Source organism: Polynucleobacter sp. 39-46-10 (assembly GCF_002282275.1).
Map to the genome: position 1 here is coordinate 1 of NZ_NCJB01000162.1, position 5,142 is coordinate 5,142.

At 47.1% G+C, this 5,142-nt stretch carries 3 protein-coding genes; all 3 read left to right on the plus strand.

Annotated features, from left to right (window positions below; genetic code table 11):
* Positions 1 to 2,496, plus strand: a 2,496-nt coding sequence (locus tag B7X71_RS11480) for a 2-oxoglutarate dehydrogenase E1 component (protein WP_293600787.1), incomplete at its 5' end; no start/stop codon positions are given.
* Positions 2,497 to 2,539: 43 nt separating this feature from the next.
* Positions 2,540 to 3,754: a 2-oxoglutarate dehydrogenase complex dihydrolipoyllysine-residue succinyltransferase gene (gene odhB, locus B7X71_RS11485; RefSeq protein ID WP_293600788.1), complete on the plus strand. Its 1,215-nt coding sequence runs from the start codon at positions 2,540 to 2,542 to the stop codon at positions 3,752 to 3,754.
* Between the two features lie 11 nt (positions 3,755 to 3,765).
* Positions 3,766 to 5,142: dihydrolipoyl dehydrogenase (gene lpdA / locus B7X71_RS11490; RefSeq protein WP_293600789.1), on the plus strand; the 1,377-nt coding region annotated here is incomplete at its 3' end.

Sequence of the window (5,142 nt, forward strand, 5' to 3'; positions counted from 1 at the left end):
GATATTCCTGAATTAGATCCAGCCTTCTATGGCTTTGGTGACGGCGATATGGATATCGTCTTTAACACCAGCAATACATTCTTTGGTAAGTATGAAATGACCTTGCGTGATTTATTGCAAGCCTTGCGTCAAACCTACTGCGGCACCCTGGGTGCCGAGTACATGTTTATTGCAGACCAAAAGATTAAGAAGTGGTGGCAAGAGAAGTTAGAGTCCATTCGCGCAACCCCGCATTTCAATGTGGATCAAAAGCGCCAGATTCTCGACCGCGTGACTGCGGCCGAAGGTTTAGAGCGCTATTTACAGGCTAAGTATGTCGGTCAAAAGCGTTTCTCTCTTGAGGGTGGTGAAAGCTTCATCGCCTGTATGGATGAGTTAATCCGTGAGGCTGGTTCCAAGGGTGTTCAAGAAATTGTGATTGGTATGGCCCACCGCGGTCGTCTCAACGTGTTGGTCAATACTTTGGGCAAGATGCCTACAGACTTGTTTGCTGAGTTTGAGCACAAGGGCCCAGAAACTTTGCCTGCAGGCGACGTGAAGTATCACCAGGGTTTCTCGAGTGATATTGCTACTCCTGCTGGTCCAGTGCATTTGTCATTGGCCTTTAATCCATCCCATCTAGAAATCGTGAACCCAGTGGTTGAGGGTTCTGCCCGTGCTCGTATGGAGCGTCGCGGCGATTTGTTGGGTGAGCAAGTGATGCCGGTATTGGTGCATGGTGATGCGGCGATTGCAGGCCAAGGTGTGATGCAAGAGACTTTAGCGATGGCGGAAGTTCGTGGCTACTCTACTGGTGGCACGATCCATATTGTGATCAACAACCAAATTGGTTTCACTACTTCAGATCCACGCGATTTGCGTTCAAGCTTGTATTGCACCGACATCATGAAGGTAATTGATGCGCCGGTACTGCACGTGAATGGTGATGATCCTGAGGCGGTGGTATTGGCAACAAAGTTGGCAGTAGAGTTCCGTAGCCAGTTTCACAAAGATGTTGCGATTGATATCGTTTGCTTCAGGAAGCTTGGTCACAACGAACAAGATACTCCTGCAATGACACAACCTTTGATGTACAAAATCATTGCAGCTCACCCAGGTACACGCAAGCATTACGCCGATAAGTTAGAGGCACAAGGTGTATTGCCAGTTGGTACTGGTGATTTGATGGTGAAAGAGTACCGTGCTGCAATGGATGCTGGTAAGCAAACCTCTGATCCAGTATTAAGTAACTTTAAGGGTAAGTTCGCAGTAGATTGGTCACCATTCTTAAATAAGAAGTGGACCGATGAGGCGGACACCGCAATTCCGTTAACTGAATGGAAGCGCTTAGCAGAGAGAGTCTCAACAGTTCGCGAAGGTTTCCAAGTTCACCCGCTGGTTGAGAAGGTTCTCAAAGACCGCGCTGCAATGGGTCGCGGTGAAACTAATATCGATTGGGGTATGGGTGAGCATATGGCTTTCGCATCCTTAGTGGCTAGTGGCTACCCAGTTCGCTTATCTGGCGAGGATAGTGGTCGTGGAACCTTTACCCATCGCCACGCAGTGCTTCATAACCAAAGCCGTGAAAAATGGGATAAAGGGGTTTACATTCCCCTCCGTCACATTGCAAAAGATCAAGCTCCATTTTTGGTAATTGACTCGATCTTGTCAGAGGAGGCTGTCCTTGGTTTTGAGTATGGATATGCAGCAGCTGAGCCTAATACCTTGACTATTTGGGAAGCGCAGTTCGGCGATTTTGCTAACGGTGCTCAAGTTGTAATTGACCAATTTATTGCTTCAGGTGAAGTGAAGTGGGGTCGCGCAAACGGCTTGGTCATGATGTTGCCGCACGGTTATGAAGGTCAGGGACCAGAACATTCATCTGCACGTCTAGAGCGCTTCATGCAGTTGTGTGCTGATACCAATATGCAGGTGATTCAGCCAACTACGGCATCACAGATCTTCCACGTATTGCGTCGTCAGATGATTCGTCAGTTCCGCAAGCCGCTGATCTTGATGACACCAAAATCATTGCTACGTAACAAGGAAGCCGCTTCGCCATTGACTGAGTTCACTAAGGGTGGTTTCCAAACCATTCTTCCTGAACGCGATGACAGTATCGATGGCAAGAAGGTGACTCGTTTGGTAATGTGTTCCGGTAAGGTTTATTACGATCTAGCCAAAACACGTACCGAGAAAAAGCTTGATGATGTGGCGATTATTCGTTTGGAGCAACTCTATCCGTTCCCACATAAAGCGTTGACTGCTGAGTTGAAGAAGTACCCGAACCTTGAAGAGGTTGTGTGGTGTCAGGATGAACCACAAAACCAAGGCGCTTGGTTCTTTGTTCAGCACAATATTTTGGAGAACATGTCTGAAGGTATGAAGTTGGCATATGCGGGTCGTCCAGCATCAGCTTCACCAGCTTGTGGATATGCTCATCTCCATCAAGAACAGCAAAAGTCTCTTCTTACTGCAGCATTCGCAAAACTTAAGGGTTATGTCATTACGAAGTAATCGTAGACATCACTCAATATACAAACACTAAATAGGATTAATCATGGCTATTTTTGAAGTTAAAGTTCCCCAGCTCTCCGAGTCAGTAGCCGAAGCTACTTTGTTGCAATGGAAAAAGAAGGTCGGTGATGCTGTCGGTCAAGATGAGATTTTGATTGAGATTGAAACCGACAAAGTGGTGTTGGAAGTTCCTGCACCTTCCGCTGGTGTAATCACAGAGATCGTTGTTGCTGATGGCGGCACAGTTGTTGCTGAGCAGTTGATTGCGAAGATTGATAGCACTGCTGTTGCTTCTGCTGCCCCTGCAGCGGCTGTAGCTGCTCCAGCACCTGCAGCAGATCCCGCCGCCGCTCCTGCTAAAGCTGCACCGGCCGCTAAATCATCTGGCGCTGCTGCTGCACCTTCTGCTGCAAAGATCCTTGCAGAGAAAAATATCGATGCTGGTCAAGTTGCTGGTTCTGGACGTGATGGTCGCATCACTAAGGGTGACGCATTAAACGCTTCTGCCGGTGGTGCAAAATCTGCTGCATTGCCGAGCGCACCAATTCCAATGGGCGATCGTCCAGAAGAGCGTGTACCAATGAGCCGCTTGCGTGCTCGTATTGCTGAGCGCTTGCTTGAGTCACAGGCAAACAACGCCATCTTGACTACTTTCAATGAAGTCAACATGGCCCCAGTAATTGCCATGCGCAATAAGTACAAAGATCAGTTTGAAAAAGTCCATGGCGTGAAGTTGGGCTTCATGTCTTTCTTTGTTAAAGCTGCTACCCATGCGCTAAAGAAATTCCCATTATTGAATGCCTCTGTTGATGGCAACGACATTGTTTACCACGGTTATTTTGATATTGGTATTGCGGTCAGTTCACCACGCGGCTTGGTAGTTCCAATTCTGCGTGACGTAGATCAAATGAATTTGGCGGACATCGAGAAAAAAATTGCTGAGTTTGGTACGAAGGCACGCGACGGTAAGCTGTCGATCGATGAGCTGACTGGCGGTACATTCTCGATTTCTAATGGTGGCGTATTTGGCTCCATGCTTTCTACTCCAATCATTAATCCTCCACAGTCTGCAATCTTGGGTATCCATGCAACTAAAGAGCGTGCAGTAGTTGAGAATGGTCAAATCGTAATTCGTCCAATTAACTACCTAGCATTGTCATATGACCATCGCATTATTGACGGTCGTGAGGCCGTGCTTGGTTTGGTTGCAATGAAGGATGCGCTGGAAGATCCTTCACGTCTTCTCCTTGATTTGTAAGAGGGAAGAATATGAGCCAATCATTTGACGTATTAGTAATCGGCGGTGGTCCTGGCGGCTACATTGCCGCGATCCGTGCAGCACAACTTGGCTTTAAGGTTGCTTGCGCTGAATCGAATGCCTATGACGATCCAAAAGGTGAGCCACGCTTAGGTGGAACTTGCTTAAACGTAGGTTGCATTCCATCTAAAGCTTTGCTGGCTTCTTCTGAAGAATTTGAGAAGATTAGCCATCACGTTGCTGACCACGGCATCACTGTAGGATCAGTTAAGCTGGACTCCGGCAAGATGATCGCTCGTAAAGATGCGATTGTGACGAAGATGACTGCGGGTATTCAATTCCTGTTCCGCAAAAATAAAATTACCTTGTTAAAAGGACATGCTTCCTTTGAAGGCAAGGGTGCCGATGGCTACCAAGTCAAGATTGATGGTAAAGACAAAGAAGTGGTGACTGCTAAGAATGTAATCATCGCAACTGGCTCTAAAGCACGTCATTTGCCAGGTATTCCTGTCGATAACGTATTGATTAGCGATAACGAAGGTGGTTTGAAATTTGATTCCATTCCGAAGAAACTTGGCGTTATTGGTGCTGGTGTAATCGGCTTGGAGCTTGGCTCTGTATGGCGCCGTGTTGGTTCTGATGTCACTATTCTGGAAGCGCTCCCAACTTTCTTGGGTGCTTGCGATCAAGGTATTGCTAAAGAAGCGCACAAGATTTTCACCAAGCAAGGGCTCAATATCAATATGGGCGTCAAGATTGGTGAAGTCAAGGCAGACAAGAAAGGTGTTGTTGTTAACTACACCGATAGTGAAGGAAAAGCTCAGAAATTAGAGTGTGACCGTTTAATTGTGTCTGTTGGACGTGTTCCGAATACTGAAAAATTAGGTCTCGATAAAATTGGTCTTAAGGTGGATGAGCGTGGCTTCATTCCAATTGATGACCACACTTGCGCAACAGCTGCACCTGGCGTTTACGCCGTAGGTGACGTTGTACGTGGACCAATGCTGGCCCACAAAGCGGAAGATGAGGGTGTGCTGGTTGCCGAAACGATTGCTGGTCAAAAACCCCATATCGACTACAACTGCATCCCTTGGGTAATCTATACCGATCCAGAAATTGCTTGGGTTGGTAAAACTGAAGAGCAGCTAAAACAGGCTGGTATTGCTTATAAGGCTGGTCAGTTCCCATTTGCTGCTAACGGTCGTGCATTAGGTATGGATCGTGCCGATGGCTTCGTCAAAGTATTGGCCGATGAAAAAACCGATGAAATCTTAGGTGTTCATATTATTGGACCAAATGCTTCTGACCTCATTGCAGAAGCAGCCGTAGCGATGGAGTTCAAAGCTGCAGCTGAAGATATTGCTCGTATCTGTCATCCACATCCAAGC

What these genes read in the sequence shown, in the direction of transcription:
- odhB (WP_293600788.1), top strand. Translation starts at nt 2,540, where the DNA reads ATGGCTATTTTTGAAGTTAAAGTTCCCCAGCTCTCCGAGTCAGTAGCC.